Source organism: Mesorhizobium quangtriensis (assembly GCF_040081925.1).
GTDB classification, from domain to species: domain Bacteria; phylum Pseudomonadota; class Alphaproteobacteria; order Rhizobiales; family Rhizobiaceae; genus Mesorhizobium_K; species Mesorhizobium_K quangtriensis.
Genome location: NZ_JBEBMF010000004.1, coordinates 443,163 through 456,990, shown reverse-complemented (window position 1 = coordinate 456,990; position 13,828 = coordinate 443,163). Strand labels below are relative to the sequence as shown.

At 60.0% G+C, this 13,828-nt stretch carries 10 protein-coding genes, 1 tRNA gene and 2 rRNA genes (1 of these 13 running past the window's edge); 8 read left to right on the top strand and 5 right to left on the bottom strand.

Annotation, left to right across the window (positions count from 1 at the left end; translation table 11 throughout):
* From ABMA32_RS21730 to ABMA32_RS21720, 3 genes are all read left to right on the top strand, one after another.
* Positions 1–1,619: ribosomal RNA gene (locus tag ABMA32_RS21730) — 23S ribosomal RNA — on the top strand (it extends 1,177 nt beyond the left edge of the window).
* Between the two features lie 88 nt (positions 1,620–1,707).
* A 5S ribosomal RNA gene (gene rrf, locus ABMA32_RS21725) occupies positions 1,708–1,822 on the top strand.
* Positions 1,823–1,950: 128 nt separating this feature from the next.
* Positions 1,951–2,027, top strand: a tRNA-Met gene (locus ABMA32_RS21720).
* Here ABMA32_RS21720 and ABMA32_RS21715 read toward each other — a convergent pair.
* Complete coding sequence (locus tag ABMA32_RS21715; RefSeq protein WP_349015978.1) at positions 1,984–3,639, bottom strand: recombinase family protein; 1,656 nt, start codon at positions 3,637–3,639, stop codon at positions 1,984–1,986. The genes ABMA32_RS21720 and ABMA32_RS21715 overlap by 44 nt on opposite strands.
* A gap of 512 nt (positions 3,640–4,151) precedes the next feature.
* Between ABMA32_RS21715 and ABMA32_RS21710 the strand changes: the two genes are divergently transcribed.
* The 4 genes from ABMA32_RS21710 (at position 4,152) to ABMA32_RS21695 (ending at position 6,877) form a co-directional block, all read left to right on the top strand.
* Entirely contained in the window at positions 4,152–4,451 is a 300-nt protein-coding gene (locus ABMA32_RS21710; protein ID WP_242220529.1) for a type II toxin-antitoxin system TacA family antitoxin, read from the top strand.
* Between the two features lie 3 nt (positions 4,452–4,454).
* A complete protein-coding gene (locus ABMA32_RS21705) occupies positions 4,455–4,970 on the top strand; it encodes a GNAT family N-acetyltransferase (RefSeq protein WP_242220530.1) in 516 nt (171 codons plus the stop codon).
* Between the two features lie 203 nt (positions 4,971–5,173).
* Entirely contained in the window at positions 5,174–6,100 is a 927-nt protein-coding gene (locus ABMA32_RS21700) for a DUF4238 domain-containing protein (RefSeq protein WP_242220532.1), read from the top strand.
* A gap of 42 nt (positions 6,101–6,142) precedes the next feature.
* On the top strand, positions 6,143–6,877 hold the full coding sequence (locus ABMA32_RS21695) for a hypothetical protein (protein WP_242220534.1): 735 nt from the start codon (positions 6,143–6,145) through the stop codon (positions 6,875–6,877).
* 77 nt (positions 6,878–6,954) lie between these two features.
* Here the strand turns inward: ABMA32_RS21695 and ABMA32_RS21690 are convergent, their stop codons facing one another.
* From ABMA32_RS21690 to ABMA32_RS21680, 3 genes are all read right to left on the bottom strand, one after another.
* The gene (locus ABMA32_RS21690) at positions 6,955–8,832 is read right to left on the bottom strand and encodes a UvrD-helicase domain-containing protein (protein ID WP_349015823.1); all 1,878 of its coding nucleotides are present in this window, start codon (positions 8,830–8,832) and stop codon (positions 6,955–6,957) included.
* Entirely contained in the window at positions 8,829–11,219 is a 2,391-nt protein-coding gene (locus ABMA32_RS21685; RefSeq protein ID WP_349015822.1) for an AAA family ATPase, read from the bottom strand. Before ABMA32_RS21685 ends, ABMA32_RS21690 begins: the two co-directional genes overlap by 4 nt.
* A 185-nt stretch (positions 11,220–11,404) precedes the next feature.
* Entirely contained in the window at positions 11,405–12,154 is a 750-nt protein-coding gene (locus ABMA32_RS21680; protein ID WP_349015821.1) for a sulfite exporter TauE/SafE family protein, read from the bottom strand.
* A gap of 97 nt (positions 12,155–12,251) precedes the next feature.
* On the opposite strand from ABMA32_RS21680, the gene ABMA32_RS21675 reads away from it, so the two are divergent.
* A complete protein-coding gene (locus ABMA32_RS21675) occupies positions 12,252–13,142 on the top strand; it encodes a LysR family transcriptional regulator (RefSeq protein WP_349015820.1) in 891 nt (296 codons plus the stop codon).
* Between the two features lie 21 nt (positions 13,143–13,163).
* Here ABMA32_RS21675 and ABMA32_RS21670 read toward each other — a convergent pair whose 3' ends face one another.
* A complete protein-coding gene (locus ABMA32_RS21670; protein ID WP_349015819.1) occupies positions 13,164–13,817 on the bottom strand; it encodes a glutathione binding-like protein in 654 nt (217 codons plus the stop codon).
* Positions 13,818–13,828 lie beyond the last annotated feature (11 nt).

Genomic DNA, 13,828 nt, shown 5'->3' with positions numbered 1-13,828 from the left:
GGGGCTAAAGCCATACACCGAAGCTTAGGGTTCGCAGCAATGCGAGCGGTAGCGGAGCGTTCTGTAAGCCTGTGAAGCGGCATCTGTGAGGAGCCGTGGAGGTATCAGAAGTGCGAATGCTGACATGAGTAACGTAAGGGGTGTGAGAGACACCCCCGCCGAAAGACCAAGGGTTCCTGCTTAAAGCTAATCTGAGCAGGGTTAGCCGGCCCCTAAGACGAGGCGGAAACGCGTAGTCGATGGGAATCACGTTAATATTCGTGAGCCTGCGGGTAGTGACGGATCTCACAAGTGGTTCATTCTTATCGGATTGAATGGGCTGCGGAGAGGTTCCAGGAAATAGCTCCCGCTTATAGACCGTACCCGAAACCGACACTGGTGGTCAGGTAGAGTATACCAAGGCGCTTGAGAGAACTATGCTGAAGGAACTCGGCAAATTGCACGCGTAACTTCGGAAGAAGCGTGACCCTTTTCTGCGCAAGCAGAGGAGGGTGGCACAGACCAGGGGGTAGCGACTGTTTATCAAAAACACAGGGCTCTGCGAAGCCGCAAGGCGACGTATAGGGTCTGACGCCTGCCCGGTGCTGGAAGGTTAAGAGGAGGGGTGCAAGCTCTGAATCGAAGCCCCAGTAAACGGCGGCCGTAACTATAACGGTCCTAAGGTAGCGAAATTCCTTGTCGGGTAAGTTCCGACCTGCACGAATGGCGTAACGACTTCCCCGCTGTCTCCAGCATAGACTCAGTGAAATTGAATTCCCCGTGAAGATGCGGGGTTCCTGCGGTTAGACGGAAAGACCCCGTGCACCTTTACTATAGCTTTACATTGGCATTCGTAGTGGCATGTGTAGGATAGGTGGTAGGCTTTGAAGCCGGGGCGCCAGCCTCGGTGGAGCCACCCTTGAAATACCACCCTTGCAACTATGGATGTCTAACCGCGGCCCGTTATCCGGGTCCGGGACAATGTATGGTGGGTAGTTTGACTGGGGCGGTCGCCTCCCAAAGAGTAACGGAGGCGCGCGATGGTGGGCTCAGAACGGTCGGAAATCGTTCGCTGAGTGCAATGGCATAAGCCTGCCTGACTGCGAGACTGACAAGTCGAGCAGAGACGAAAGTCGGTCATAGTGATCCGGTGGTCCCGCGTGGAAGGGCCATCGCTCAACGGATAAAAGGTACGCCGGGGATAACAGGCTGATGACCCCCAAGAGTCCATATCGACGGGGTTGTTTGGCACCTCGATGTCGACTCATCGCATCCTGGGGCTGGAGCAGGTCCCAAGGGTATGGCTGTTCGCCATTTAAAGCGGTACGTGAGTTGGGTTCAGAACGTCGTGAGACAGTTCGGTCCCTATCTGCCGTGGGTGTAGGAATATTGAAAGGATCTGTCCCTAGTACGAGAGGACCGGGATGGACGGATCTCTGGTGGACCTGTTGTGGCGCCAGCCGCATTGCAGGGTAGCTATATCCGGACGGGATAACCGCTGAAGGCATCTAAGCGGGAAACCCACCTTGAAACGAGTATTCCCTGAGAGCCGTGGAAGACGACCACGTTGATAGGCCGGGTATGGAAGTGCGGCAACGCATGAAGTTTACCGGTACTAATAGCTCGATCGGCTTGATCGTTCTCATTCTCTGTGCCCATCGCGCCGCAAGGCGGTGATAGGACGGCACAACAAGAACAGCTTCTCGAAACAAACATGCTCTTTGCCGACCTGGTGGTTATGGCGGGGTGGCTGCACCCGTTCCCATTCCGAACACGGCCGTGAAACGCCCCAGCGCTGATGGTACTTCGTCTTAAGACGCGGGAGAGTAAGTCGCTGCCAGGTCTGCCAAGCGCATGTTTGAAAATCTTCTCTCTACGAAGGCCCGCCAAGGGACATCGGGCCGCGCAAGCGGCCCTTTCATTTGGTGGAAAAGCGTGATGGATATTTTGCCTCTGGCAAAAATCCGGTGGCGCGGGGTGGAGCAGCCCGGTAGCTCGTCAGGCTCATAACCTGAAGGTCGCAAGTTCAAATCTTGCCCCCGCAACCATCTTTACTTGCGATCCACCCCGCCCCCAGGCGGGGTTTTTCTTTTGAGCGGAAATCATAAGGATTCCAGCGAGATCGCCCTGAACGTCGATCTCCACCTTGCCTTCGACGGGGGTCAGCACGATCCTGTCCACGAGAGAGCGCAGGATGTCCGCTGCCTCGGTCCGCTTCTCTTCCTCTTCATCCTGCAAGGCTTCGTAGAGTTGCTGGACGCGGTTGCGGTATTGCAGCGCCATGGCGGGATGGAGAAGCGGCGGCGGCTCTTCGGCCTCGGCCAGGAACAGCGCCAGTTCCTTCTTCCGGGCTTCCAGCAGGACCATCTTCGCGTTGATGGCATCCGCCGCGCCGCCCTTGAGGATCAGGTTGAGCAGTGTATCGAGCTCCCGGTCGATCCTGGCCACCTCCGCCTCGGCCGCAGCGATCCCCGCGCGGCCTTCCATGCGCAGCCGGTTCATTTCCTGGGTGAACACCTCGCAGAACCGGGCGAACAGTTCGGGATCAACAAGGCGGGTGCGGAGGGCGTTCAGTACCCGCGCTTCGAGTTCCTCGCGCCGAATGTTGACGCGGTTGTCGCAGGTTCCCTTGTTGCGTGCCGTCGAGCAACCAATCAGCGTGGCTGAGATCGCCGAGTAACCGCCCCCGCAGCAAGCGCAACGCGTGAGACCGGAGAAGAGATACCTGGGTCGGCGGCGATAGTTCATCTTGCGGATGTCGGCGACACCGGCCTCGTCCCGCTCGGTCCGGTTTTCGCCCTGCCGCGCCTTCACGGCATTCCAGAGATCGTCGTCAAGGATGCGCAGCTCCGGTGCCTCCTGAACGACCCATTCGGATTCGGGATTGGGGCGAGCCTGGCGCTTGCCTGTATCGGGGTCCTTCACGAAGCGCTGACGGTTCCAGACGATCTTGCCGACATACATCTCGTTGTTGAGGATGCCGTTCCCGCGCTTGGGGTTGCCGTTGATAGTGCTGAAGCCCCATTCTCCGCCGGACGGGGCGGCGATACCCGCCTTGTTCAACGCGAAGGCTATGGTCTTGGCCGACTTGCCGGCGGCATAGTCGCGGAAGATGCGGCGGACGACTTCGGCTTGAGCCTCGTTGATCGTGCGGTCGCCGCGGATCGGTTCGCCGTTGGCGTCGAACCTCTTCACCACGTCGTAGCCGTAGGAATTGCCTCCACCCGATTTTCCCGCCTCAACACGGCCACGCTGCCCGCGTCGGGTCTTGTCGGCCAGATCCTTCAGGAAGAGCGCGTTCATCGTACCCTTGAGCCCGACATGCAACTCGCTGATCTCGCCCTCAGACAGGGTGAGCATCTTCACGTCGGCATAGCGCATGCGCTTGTAGATGCCGGCGATGTCTTCCTGATCCCGGCTGATCCGATCCAGCGCCTCGGCCATGATCAGGTCGAAACGGCCGCGGCTGGAATCCATGATCAGCGCCTGGATGCCAGCGCGCTGGATCATGCTGGAGCCGGAAATGGCGTGGTCAGAGTATTCCTCGACAATGGTCCAACCCTGCTTCTCGGCATGAAGGCGGCACATCCGAAACTGGTCGGCGATGGACGCGTCACGTTGACTGTCGGACGAATAGCGGGCATAGATCGCAACTTTCAATGCGCGTCTCCTCGGTGCATCAAGAGGCGCGCTTCCCCCGTCGCCTCGTCGCCTTCACTTCCTCCGCGTAGCATTCCCGAGCAGCTTGCCGCGCCAGAAATGCCACCAAGCGCAAGAGCCGTGGATCGGGCTCGCCACGAGGAGTAAAGGTAAGTTCCGGCTCGTGGAGCAGAAGAGATTCGAGCAGCTCTTCGCGCTCGCTTCTTTTCATTTTCGGCGGAGTATGGGTTGATCGCACGCTCATACCCGGTAGAGTTTGCCGGATATGAAGTATAAGCAACTGAAAACACGATAGAATGTTTGGCGACTATTGCCGTGTTCCGGCGTATGCAGGCGTGGCGTGGCGTGTGCCCGCGCGCACTGGCATAGCGAAATAACCTGTTCGCTTTTGTCTCCGAACGGACCACCGGTCGTACCGAGATGGCATTTTTCAGATCGCTCAACATAAACGCCATCGTAGCGTATTGCGTTTTACGATACAATCTCTTATCATGCGGCTAAGGAGAAAAGTTATGGTCGCCAATGCCGAACGCAAGGAATATCCGATCTCGATGCGACTGCCGGAAGCGGATGTCGCAATGATCGATCGTGCGGCAACGCTGCGTGGGCGCTCGCGCACCGACTTCGTGCGTGACGCTGCGGTGCGTGCGGCCGAAGAAGTCGTCATGGAGCAAAGCTTGATCCGTATGAGCCCGGAAGGGTTCGCCGGGTTCATGGAGGTTCTCTCCGCCCCGGCAGCTCCGGTTCCGGAAATGGTCGAACTGTCCAGGCGGCCGGCACCCTGGGAAGCCGGTTATGAGGCGAAGCGGTAAATCGTGGCGCTATCGGCTCCCGAACCGCTCACCGCCACGCATGACGTGTCCGAGTTCTCCTGTGGGAACCCGACGCTTGATCACTGGCTGAAGACACGCGCTCTCTCCAATCAGCAGAAGGGCTTCACGGCAGTTCTCGTCGTTCACGAGGCCGGACGTGTCGTTGGCTACTACGGTCTTGCGCCGACCGCCGTTGTCCCGGGAGTGCTGCCGCGCTCGATCCGCACTGGTCAGCCGCCTGATCCGGTCCCCTGCCTTCTTCTCGGCCAGCTTGCCGCCGATACGGAATGGTCGGGACGCGGCGTTGGCACGGGCTTGGTGAAGCATGCGCTTCAGCGTTGCGTTCAGGCCGCAAGTCTGGTCGGCGGGCGAGCGCTGATGGTCAACGCCGTGGACAATGAAGCCGCGCAGTTCTGGCAACGGCGTGGTTTCCTTCCCACGCGGGATGATCCGCTCGTCCTTTTCCGCTCGGTGGCCGCGATAGCAGCATCACTCGCTGACGCCCGAGCCAGCATTTAGCGGATGCGGGGACGAGCTTCATCACGGTACTTCGACGCCAGGTCCGCTCGTCCTGCCGCCGAGCCCGTTCGGGGGCCGAACCTTGTCGGACGGTCACGCCCACATCGGCCTGATAACGGTGAAAGGTAGGAATTTCCGGTGAAATTACATTCTGTACTTGTTATCGTTTGAGGGAATATCACGAAAACGGCTTAATACAGTAAATGACGTCAAACCCTCCAACAAAGCATCACTATATTCCAGCGTTTTACCTGAAAAAATGGGCGGCTGCCGACGGCAAGGTCACGGAGTTCACCAAACCGCGTCATGAAATCGTTGCGAGAAAGATCATGCCTGATCGCACCGGGTATCAGGAGCGCCTGTATGAACTGAAGGGCTTTGAGCCGAGCCTTGCACAGCAGGTTGAAGAAAAGTTTTTTAAGCCGCTCGATACCTGGGCGTCCAACGCGCTCACCATGCTCGAACGACACGGCCACCAGGCGTCTTGGGACAGCCATAGCCGCTCGGCGTGGACGAGGTTTCTCCTGTCGCTGCTGCTGCGTTGCCCCGAGGATATCGAGGCTTTCAGGGAATGGTGGCACGAGGATTTCAGCCGCACCGACGCTGACGCTGAAGCGCGCTATCAGGCTGCGCGCGGCGCTGAAGATCCAGAGACCTTTGCCGAGTTCCTCGCCGGCCAACCGCTAGGCATCAAGGAACGCCATCAGTTCCAGGTCTTCTATTCCCTGGTCGACCACGACAGCGTTGGCGGCAAAATCAACGAAATGGACTGGCGCGTGCTGCAATCACCGCCAGCCGCCCCCGCATTCCTGACCTCCGACCGCCCGATAATCAGGACGAATGGCCTCGATCAGGAGGGTGACCATATCGCGCTGCCGATTGGTCCGCGCCTTCTCTTCATCGCCTCCCATGATCGCGGCTTTCTCGATGGAGTCCTGCGCACAAACCAGATCGCTCTCGTGAAAGAATGCAATCGGCAGGTCGTCGAAGGCGCATCGCGGTTCGTCTACGGCATGGATCAGAATCAGGCGCGCTTCATTCAGAACCGCTTCGGCAGGACGCCGCAGCCGCGTCTGATGGAAAGCATCGTTCAACGGCGACGAGACGAAGCGGCGCGTCAGGCCAGATAGCGTGTTCGAACTACGAGTGTCATAATGGGGGGAACAACAAGAATGAATTTCCTGAATCTGGACGACAAGGAACTCGATCAACACATCTATCGCATCATGCCGCAGGAGTACGTTTTCACGCTGTTCAGCGACAGCCAGAACGTCCTGAGCAAGATCAGCAATTGGAAGGATAAGTTTGAGAATTTCCAGCTCAACCTCGGCGGAACGTTGGATGGAGAACGGTTCGATTACGGTTTCAAGGATGATTTCGTCGGCCAGTGCTGGACGCGGCACAGCCTCTCGGAAGCGATGTGGGGAATTTATGCGAACGATCCGAGTAAGAGGTATCTGCGTATCCGTTCGACGCCACGCAAACTGCTGACATCGCTTGCCGCAGCTCACCCTCGCATGCCTCAAGACACCTGTTTTGTAGGCGCCGTGAGCTATGAAACCGAGCCGGCCCTGAAGGCATATCTGGCCAACAACGGACGCCTGGAAATCTCGGCACGAGGGCTCGCCCGATCGCTTCTTCTCAAGCGCCGCGCCTTCAAGCACGAGGCCGAAATACGCTTGCTCCACTTCGGCGATGCGGGCAACTGCGATACCCGCGGTCTTTATCGTTATCCAGTCGATCCTCACGATATGATCACGCAGATCATGGCCGATCCGAACCGGGATCGACGGGGCGGGAAGGCTGACAGGGCGGCAATCGCGAAAGCGACGGGCTTCTCGGGCCAGATCAAGCGTTCGAAGATCTATGATCCTCCCGGTTGGGATATCCCCGCGTTCACCTCTTGAAGCCTTCGGCCTGAGGCAGTCGCTGTTTCGCATGACACCGAAACGGATACCACGATGGTGCCGTTCGCTCCCGTTGATCAGGCGAGCGCCTCAACGCCCCAAACCGAGGTGCCCGGGAACAACCCTTTTTCTGCGATTGCGGCGAGCGCCGTCGGCACGTCCGGCACGAAGAGCACCACGGCAAGATCCGTCATGGCGCGTGAGCAGCATACGTAGAAAAGACGCCGCGTGCGATCGAGGACCGTCTCTTCGCCAGCCTCAATCCGGGCTTGGTCATTGTCAGAAAGCGGTACGTAGCCGAAGTATTTCCCGTAAGAGTATTGGTGGAACGCCGCCTCCTCGTCATCCACCACGACGAGGACCCGCTCGAACTGCGCTCCCTTCACACCGTGGTGCGTCGCGAACGGCGACTCCTCGGTGAAGTAGCGGCGGTACGCCCAGAGCTCGTTGACGCTACAGGCGAGCAAAGCCTGAACATTTGCGAAGCCGCTGCTCCCGTCGTCCACCGGCTCGTCAACGAGATGCGGTCCGAAGCGGTCATCCAGTCGAAGCAGGTCCGTATCCTGGACGTGCCGCATCACCGCGCCGACTGTCGCTTGCGAACCGTCAGCAAGCATCGTTACGAGGTGATCGACCGCCTGCTGCAGTCCTGTCAGCACAGCCGACGCTGGCTGGCCACGCAGGCGATCGGGCTGGAGCTTGGGGCTGGCAAGACGCAGGATCGACATGACCGTAAAGCGGTCGCCTTGCCGAACTGCCGAGACGATCGGCAGGATCTGCTGCGCTATAGGTCGAAGCGGCCAGGCGGAGCCGTCAGCGATTCCTTCGGCAAAGCTGGTCGGGGCGTGATCGTTGAGCGCAGAGTAGAGGCTCGGAAAGCCGAGCCGGACGGCGGCCATCCGGTGAACCAAGACCAGCAGCCTGACATCGCCCTCGGAGACATCGCTCAGCCAAAGCTCGTCTTCGGTATGCGCTGCGAGCCATGCACGGACCGCGGCGAGGCGAGCGCTTCGCTGATGGTCGGCCGGCAGAACGAACAGGTTGGCCGTGCCAACCACGGGCTGTTCTACTTCGCCGACCTTGATCCGGCGTCCACGTGTCTGGACGAGACCGTCGCCGCCGGCGCGGATGGCGTTGACGACCGCGAGAACTGACGTCGGGCAACGAAAATTCTCCGGCTTGCTGATGTTTGCCCAGCCTTCGTCAAGCGGAACAGCGCCGCTGCCGCTCATATAGATCTTCTGCATCGGATCGCCGAAAAAGCCGACACACAAACTAGGCTGCTCGGCTGCGATCGAGCGCAATGCCTCGACAACTTCCGGGTTGGTGTCCTGGCTTTCGTCGACAAAGATAAATGGGAAACGGCTGGCGATCACTCTGCGCAACAGCGGATGCGCGCCCACACAATAGGGCGTCAGTTTGAGGACGTCATCATGACCCAGAATACCTTCGGCATAGCTGCTGCCAGTGCCGTAGGTGAATCTATCCACCGACGCAATCGCGCCCAACTGAGCCTCGAGTTCGGCGATCTCGATCTCTAACCGCGCCTTGGTTCGTGCCTGCGTGCGGGGCTTTTCGTGATGCGCTCGCCGCTCGGCGATCTTCTCCTCGATCCTGACGCCAACCCAGGTTGCTATGTCGCTTTGGAACGGTCGGATCACCGACCACAGGAAGCTATGGATCGTGGAGATGTGGAATAGCGGCGAGACGCCGACATCCTCAGAAATCTCGCCGACGGCGACTTCTGTATAGGTGATGCAGGCGATCTGCTGCCCGGCGCGACGCAGAGAAGGGCCACGGGTTCGAGCGAGATGGTCGAGGGCCTTGATCAGCGAGGTTGTTTTGCCGGAGCCGGCCCCTGCGACCATCACGAAGGAACGGGGAACTTTTCCATCAAGACAGGCACGAACCTCGACGTCAGCGGGTGTGTCCGGGCTGCCGATGCGACTGGTCATGCGGCAAAACCGTTGCCAGCGGTGGAGACGGCGAGGTGGACGGCGTCTTCAGCGCCAGTGTCGCCGTGCTCGCCGTCAGCCCCACCATCGCTGCCTTCGTCTTCGCTCTCGTCCCCGTCATCAGGTTCCGGATCGGGTGGAGCGATTTCACCCTCCAGCCAACGTAGCCCTTCTGCGATATACTCCGGCACAGTCCACTTGGTCGGATCCTCGGCGAGCAACGCCAGAGCAAAGTCGGTCTTGCTAAAACTCTTCGCCTGCACGCGCTTGTGGACACGGCTGACGAGCTCAGCCAACGTTTTTTCGTCGTTCTTCGCGATCCTCAACTGAAGCAGCCGGCGATCCTTGTGCTGGCACCACTCGAGGTTCTCAAGCGCGAAAGCCTCCTCAAGCGTTCGTCCTGCGAGCGCGGCCGTATCGTGGCCCCAACTGACGTCAGTGCGGCATTGATAGGCAACCCGAACAAGCGCGTCATCGTCATTCACACGAGCCTGAGTCTTGTCGTCGGCCGTCGCAGCCCAGAGCGCCTCGACGGTCCCGCATTTAGGCAGCCATTGCAGCAACGTCTGATTGGAGGTCGCCGCGCCTGGATGCCCGGCAATGCAGGCCTTGCCCGGCTTGTCGCCCGCCGCCGGCGCCGCCTCTTCGCCTTCATCATCCTCGTCAGCGGCGTCGAGATCGGGCTCCTCCTGTGCGGCAGCCTCACTCTGGTCCGCGGGCCCACCAGCTTGGCCTACGACGGCGTCTTCGCCTTCGGCCAAGGCTGCTGGACCGAACACACTGTCAAGGTCGGTTATTATGAGGGTGGTGAGGCCGAGAAATTCGATCAGCGCCTTGAAGCGGTAGCCGAAAGCGCCACCAATCTCTAGAATGGTGAGATATGTCGATTGCAGTCGCGGAGCAGCAGTCTCGATCATTTGCGGCAGCAATAGCCGTTCGACATTGCCCTCAACGAGCACGGCAGCGTCCGCGAAGAACAGATCGCAATGCGCGAGCTTGAGGTAGCGCTCAAGGAAGGTGCGAATGTCCGGGGCGGTGCTGTCGTAGAATGCAGAAAGGTTGAGCACGTCGGACGTCGACTTGGCGTTCGCGCGCGAACGCCGAAAATAGCGGATCGGCCGAAAGCCCCGCTCGTAGAGGATATGGGTCGAATGCGTGGTGACGACGACCTGGCTTGTGTAAGCGGTCCGGTCGACACCCTTGAGCGCGAGGATGTCCATCACCTTGCGAATGAAAGCTTGCTGGAGCTGCGCGTGCAGATGCGCCTCTGGTTCCTCGATGAAGATCAGATGGACCGGCGGACGGTTTTCTTCGATAGCCAGCCATTGCGCATGGAGGTCGAGCAGTTCAACGACCATAAAGATGAGGTTCTTGAACCCTAACCCGTTGTAGCGGTCAGGCAATGTCGGGGGATCGGCCGCACCGTCGTCTGGGCCGAGCGCATAGTGGACCAAGGCCGCATCACGGCTGCTCATGATCTGTGCCGGATCGAGCGCGGAGCGGATCATCATGCGAGGGTTGGAGAGTCCAGGATATCCAAGCTTTGATAAGCTCTTCAAGGTCGGCTCAAACACTCTCTCCAGATGCTGGTTGAGCGCGATCTCCGATTGAGCCAATGCGCGAAGCGCCTCGAGGTCGTCACCCTTCTGCTCAAGATTGCGCCCGTAGAAGCGGCTGAGGACTCGCGACAGGTCTTCGGCCCGACCTCCTCCAGCGCTGTCGGACAGGTGACGCTGGGCGTCCAGGAAATCGATACGCAGGATGCTGTTGAGAATTTCGCGGCCGCTGCGATCCCGACCCGCAAGCGACGAGGGTACGTAGCCGTCCTCGGCGACCATGTCGGTGTCGAACCGCGCCGGATCAAGCACAAAGTGGCGCAGCTCATACTCATCATGCAGAGTATCGCGCAGATAATCACGAAGGTGTCGTGGCGCCGGGTCAAACACCGGGGCGCCGTTCGCGTCTTTCTCGACTGCAGCGAGCGCGCGCTCGCGGGCCTCATTGAAACGGACACGTGTCGCGTCAGGGTCTATAGGCGCATAGGCGACACGCATCCCGACGAGTGTGCTGTCCCAAGCGAGACTAGGCAGCAGGTCAATGGCGCGATGAACATCCTCCGCCCCGATTTCCAGCCAAATATCGACTTCCATGGTCGGCAACGCAAGACTGTCGTCGCCCGCACCGAATGCAACGATCCCCGGCCATAAATCCGCGCTGAAATCATGGATGTTAAAACGGCCATGGCCTGTGAAGAGCTGGAGTGCGTGGCCGACGGACGTCTTGCCACTATTATTAGCGCCGACGAAGATGGAAATATCAGATGCAAGGTCGATAACAACATCTTGCAGCCGTCGAAAGTTACGGACAGCAAGCTTCCTTAAATGCATCGTTCCCGCCCTCCCGATTCGTGCTCGCCGGAATCCAATGTAACTTGATCTAACAGCTATTTGTGCTCTGCTCTATGAGCTTTTCGCAGAAGATCGAGTGCCGACTACGTTCCGGTTCGCCGAAGTTAGAGAAAACAATCGACCTCTCACATTGGTGGATTTGCTTGCCCACGAGACTTCTCAAATCATAGCAGAGACCGCGTAGCCATTTCGCAGCCGAGAAGCAGCAGGCAAATCAGGAAGCCGCGGCGAAAGGCGAGCGGGCTGATCCGGTTGCGAACGCGCTGCCCCACCCACATGCCCGCCAGCGCAGGCAAGACAGCGAGCGCCGATAGCCAGAGACGGTCGGCCTGGAATGCTCCATGCGCGCCAAGTCCGATGGCGAGCGCGATCGTCGACACGGTAAACGAGAGGCCGAGAGCCTGCACGAGGTCGTCCTTCGACAGACCAAGCGCCTGGAGATAAGGAACTGCCGGAATGACGAAAACGCCGGTTCCCCCCGTCACGGCTCCTGTGATTGCGCCGATCAGCGGTGACAGCCACGGCTCGGTACGGCGCGAAACGCTGATCTGACGCGCAAACAATGTAAAGGCCGCGTAGACGACGAGCGCGATGCCGAGAAATGCTGTCGTAAGCTTCGTGTCGCCGCCGGCGATCCATGTCGATCCGAGCACGGTTCCCGCGACGACAGCCAGCATCATCGGCCAGAGCCGCCGCAGGAGCGCGCCGAAGTTCGGGCCGGCCAGGAGCTGCCAGACATTGGTGACAAAGGATGGCACGATCAGCAGGCTTGCGGCCGCCAGCGGAGAGACAAGGGCACCAAGCACGCCCATCGCCACGGTAGGCAGCCCCATGCCGGTGACGCCCTTGACGAGGCCGGCCGCGAAGAAGGTGGTAACGACTGCGGCGAGTAACGGTGTGGAAAGATCAAACATTGCCCATGAATATCGGGCGGTCGTTTTCGCGCAATGCGGAAAGACCGATGCGTGACTTCGGCTATGCCGAAGGCAAAAATGCGACTATACGGTCAGCATGCGTTTCGACCTGATTGATCTGCGCCTTTTCCTGGCCGTCGTCGATGCCGGGAGCATCACCCATGGCGCGGCCGATGCAGGGATGTCGCTGCCGGCTGCCAGCGAGCGTTTGCGAGACATGGAGGCCGCAGGCGAAGTCCTGCTGCTCCAGCGCGGCCGGCGGGGCGTCAGTCCGACCGAAGCCGGCGAGGCGCTCGCCCACCATGCGCGCACGATCCTGCATCAGATGGCGCAGATGCGCGGAGAGATATCCCGCTACGCCAAGCGAATGCGCGCAAGCGTCCGCATCTTCGCCAATACGGCGGCGGTTACGGAATTTCTGCCCGAACGGCTCGCGCCCTGGATGGCAGCCCATCCACAGATCGACATCGAACTGAAAGAAAGGCAAAGCTCTGAGATCGCGCGCAGCGTTGCCGCGGGCTTTGCCGAAATCGGTATCCTGTCCAGCGCCGCCGAGATCGCCGACCTCATATCGCACCCCTTCGCCATCGACCGGCTGGTAGCCGTCTTCGCGCTGGACCATGATCTTGCGAAAAAGCCCCAGCTTCGCTTCGCCGATCTGCTCGATCATCCTTTCATCGCCTTGGCGGACGGAGCTTTGCAACAGCACCTTGAGATGCAGGCTGCCCAGTTTGGGACGAAGTTGAAGTTGCGCGTGGCGCTTCGCAGTTTCGAAAGTATCTGCCGAATGGCCAGCGAGGGCGTCGGCGTCGGCATCGTACCGGAAACGGCAGCGCGGCGCTTGAGGCGATCCGCGCGTATTGCAATGGCTCGGCTTCACGACGGCTGGGCGACGCGCGAACTGTCCGTTTGTGTTCGCAGCGAAGCGGAGCTGACCGCGCCCGCGCGCAGTCTGTTCGAGCATCTGACATCCGCAACGCACGCCTGATGGGCCGTGATGGACATCACCTCAAGCCAGGCCCTCCTGCCTGAGCGCCTGCTTCACCGTCTGACGTTCCAGCACCTTGTTCATCAGCCGCGCCAAGTCCGGCCAGCTTGTGTCCATCTCAAGACCGATCCGCTGACCCCAAAGCCAGAACACGACAAGATAGGCATCAACGACCGTGTATTGGCTGGGCACTGCCCATTCGCGGCCATCGGACAGGATGTGGTCGATATGATCGTAGGCGGTGCGAATGTTCTCAATCCCCTTGCTCTTCACTGCCTCATGGAGCGCCGGATCGGGCACGAACCGGTGCGGACGCCAGAGCTGGCCATAGCCGATGCCGTGTAGATCGATCGAGATCCAGCTCAGCCATTCCAGGCATCGGGCTTCACCAGCCGGATCGGCAGGCAGCAGTTTCGCCTCGGGATGGCTTCGAGCGAGAAACAACAGGATAGCGACGGCTTCGGTCAAAAGGTCAGGTGCGCCGCCAGCGCCACCGGGAACGCCTGTCAGCGCCGGCACGCGGCCTTTCGGGTTGAGCGCCAGATAGTCCGCCGTCGTCGTGCCTTCGCCGTTTTTGGCTGAGCGGACCTCGGCCTCGTAAGGCTCGCCAATCTCCTCCAGCACGATGTGGATAGCGAGCGAGCAGGCGCCGGGCGAGTAAAAGAGACGGTGCATGAAAACCTTCC

Excerpts from the sequence above, each read along its gene's own strand:
- ABMA32_RS21690 (WP_349015823.1), bottom strand. The coding sequence starts at position 8,832 with ATGACCAGTCGCATCGGCAGCCCGGACACACCCGCTGACGTCGAGGTT.
- ABMA32_RS21695 (WP_242220534.1), top strand. The coding sequence starts at position 6,143 with ATGAATTTCCTGAATCTGGACGACAAGGAACTCGATCAACACATCTAT.
- ABMA32_RS21680 (WP_349015821.1), bottom strand. The coding sequence starts at position 12,154 with ATGTTTGATCTTTCCACACCGTTACTCGCCGCAGTCGTTACCACCTTC.
- ABMA32_RS21700 (WP_242220532.1), top strand. The coding sequence starts at position 5,174 with ATGACGTCAAACCCTCCAACAAAGCATCACTATATTCCAGCGTTTTAC.
- ABMA32_RS21685 (WP_349015822.1), bottom strand. The coding sequence starts at position 11,219 with ATGCATTTAAGGAAGCTTGCTGTCCGTAACTTTCGACGGCTGCAAGAT.
- ABMA32_RS21670 (WP_349015819.1), bottom strand. The coding sequence starts at position 13,817 with ATGCACCGTCTCTTTTACTCGCCCGGCGCCTGCTCGCTCGCTATCCAC.
- ABMA32_RS21675 (WP_349015820.1), top strand. The coding sequence starts at position 12,252 with ATGCGTTTCGACCTGATTGATCTGCGCCTTTTCCTGGCCGTCGTCGAT.
- ABMA32_RS21710 (WP_242220529.1), top strand. The coding sequence starts at position 4,152 with ATGGTCGCCAATGCCGAACGCAAGGAATATCCGATCTCGATGCGACTG.